Raw genomic sequence first — 2,628 nt, forward strand, 5'->3', positions numbered from 1 at the left:
ACCGGCCACCGGCCCGGACGAGGCGACATCGTGACGGACGCCGGTCCGGTCCCCCGCGACCACCCCTCGGGCCTACGCGAAGTGGTTGCTGGTCACCGGGCCGGAGGAGGCGACGTGGTGGCGCACGCCGGTCGACCACTCTCTCGCGACGGCCGTGGCGAACTCCGCCGGCGCCGCGTCCGGATCGGCGGGCGTCGCGCCGTCGCCCGGATCGAACTCGGCGTCCGCGGCGTTGATCTCGGCGGCGGCCTTCTCGGCCGGCCGGTCATCGGCGGGCATGCGCTCCACCGCGCCGTCCGGCGTGTGGCGCATCGTCTCGCCCCACGGCGGTTCGGAGACCTGGTGGAGGTAGGCGGACACGTCGGCCGACACCTCCGGGGGTGTGGTCCAGCAGGTCGCGTGCTCGTACAGCACCTGACCCGGCGCCCGCTCGCGCAGAGCCGGGACGTCGTCGACCTCGCCGTGGTCGTAGGCGGCCACCACGGTGTCCGGCCGCTCCGGGACGAACGGCACGGCCGGCAGGCCGAGCACGCCGGCCGCCGCGAGGCCCAGGACGTGACTGGACCGGTCCGGCAGCAGCGACACGGTCGCGGGCCGCGACCCCGCCGAGGCGAGGATGAGCCGCAGCCGCTCCAGCCCGTGCCGGCAGCGTCCGTAGTCGTCCTGCGTGTAGGCGTACCGGCCGGTCATGCCCTGGTCGAAGCCGTAGGGCGACAGCGTGGCGAGGATGCCGCCGGTGAGCACGAAGTGCCAGCCGCGCAGGTCCCGGCCGTCGAGAGGACCGGCGGCCTCGGCCGCCACGGCCCGCGTGAGCATCCGGAGCACCTTGTCGTGGGCCGCCGCCCACTGGTCGTCCTCGGGCGGCGGGAGCCGGTCGGCGTGACGCCGTGCCGTGGCCAGGTCCCCGGCCATGATCGCGTTGTACACCAGCAGGTACCCGTGCGGCCACGGGCTCAGCGTCCCGGCGCGCTCCTCCAGGAGGCGGACCGCCTCGCCGTGCCTGCGTTCGCGTTCGAGCGCGACCGCGAGCTCGGTGCGGATCGGCACCGTGTCCGGCAGCGTCCGCAGCCCCGCGGACAGCGCCGGGATCGCGACGTACGCCGCGCCCCGCTCGACGCAGACGTACCCGAAGTCGTACAGCGCCTGCGGCCGATCGGGGTCGGCGGCCAGGGCGGACGACGCCGTCACGAGGTCGTCGAAGCCCATCATCTCCGCCGCCCGCCCGGTGACCCGGGCGAGCTCGCCGATCGGCATCTCGTCCGCGGTGAACCGCAGCGCCCGCATCGCGCCCGCCACGTCGCCGGCGTCGAGCCGCTCCGACGCCGAGGCCCGCTCCGTGCCCATGGACGTCCTCCAAGATCGGTAAGGAGTGCGACCTTATCGTCGGCGGCGCACGCCGGACACGGGATTTTCCGGCGCCGCCGTCAGCGCGCGACCGCGGCGTACACGCGGAACAGCAGGAACGCGCCGCCACCGGCCAGGGGAACGACCCAGAGCGCGGGAGGCCACGCGTGCAGGCCGGCGAACACGACGATGCCCGCCCACCAGACGAAGACGCCGGAGGGCCACCGCGGGCCGCCGAGCGGCAGGCCCCACGCGATGATCAGCATCACGCCGGTCCAGCCGAGCACCCAGGCGAGCCCCAGCGACCAGTACGACCACTGTTCGTCGCTCCGGGAGCCGATCCGGAGCCGCGCGATGCGGCCGTGCCAGACCTCGGCCGTGCCCCGCGCCCCCGTACGCGCCATGGCGTACATGCTCCGCTCGACCTCGAACGTGTGGCGTTCGCCGTCCGCGGTGCGCACGGTGAGTTCGTAGTGGGTGGTCTGGGACATCGGCAGCGCGGCAAGGATCCGGCCCACCGATACCGGGCCCCAGGAGAAGGGACCCGGTATCGGTGGCGGCGGCTGCGGAGGTGGCTGCTGTGGTGGTTCCGGGTCGGGATCCTCGGTCGTGTAGGTCGAACGCGACAGGACGGTCATGGGCATCCGCGTCACACAGTCGTCCCGCGCGACGGCACCGCAGTAGCCGGCCTTCTCGAACGTCCGGCGATCGTCGTAGGGGCCGGACCCCAGAGCGATCCCCCCGGCGACGCACGCCACCCCGGCGATGAGCGCCGCCCAGCGCGTCCCGCGTCCCATGCCTCCAGCATGACCGCCCGGAGCCCGGACGGCAGCCCATTAGGGCCTGTCTCGGTTGGGCCGTGCGTGCGGTCTTCCTCTGGTGTGTGGGGGGCTTGACAATGGAAGTGGGGTCGGCTCCGCGAGCGACTCGTCGGTCAGCCCGGCCGCCACCGGCAGCCTCGCCGTCACTCCGCCGACGGTCGCGGTGAGGGTGGTGCCCGTGGCGTCGGCGCGGCCCGTGATCCGGATGGAGCCGTCGGGCGTGGTCGTCACGTCGATCGCGGCGCGGTCGTAGTCGAGGGTGACGTCACGGGCCGCGACGGGCGCGTCGAAGCCGTCGGCGTCGTACCCGGTGAGCCCCAGGTCGACCGGCTTGCCCGCGTCGAGCGTGACGGCGCGCCGAGTGAACGCGAGCCTGTGCAGCGGGCCGAGGACGCGCAGCGCGTGCTCGCCGCTGGCCCACCCGTCCCGCGCCCGCCGCGTGCCCTCGCCGGGAGCGTCCGCG

Annotated in this window: 2 protein-coding genes and 1 pseudogene; all 3 read right to left on the minus strand. The window is 74.7% G+C overall.

What is annotated here, in order from left to right:
• Positions 1-72 precede the first annotated feature (72 nt).
• Positions 73-1,344, minus strand: coding sequence for a hypothetical protein (locus tag ACFFNX_RS47275; protein WP_378212950.1), 1,272 nt, complete (start codon positions 1,342-1,344; stop codon positions 73-75).
• 80 nt (positions 1,345-1,424) lie between these two features.
• On the minus strand, positions 1,425-2,141 hold the full coding sequence (locus ACFFNX_RS47280) for a DUF2500 domain-containing protein (protein ID WP_378212951.1): 717 nt from the start codon (positions 2,139-2,141) through the stop codon (positions 1,425-1,427).
• A gap of 39 nt (positions 2,142-2,180) precedes the next feature.
• Positions 2,181-2,628, minus strand: a pseudogene (locus tag ACFFNX_RS47285) (hypothetical protein); the annotation flags it as partial.

This window comes from Actinoallomurus acaciae (assembly GCF_042429965.1).
GTDB lineage: Bacteria > Actinomycetota > Actinomycetes > Streptosporangiales > Streptosporangiaceae > Actinoallomurus > Actinoallomurus acaciae.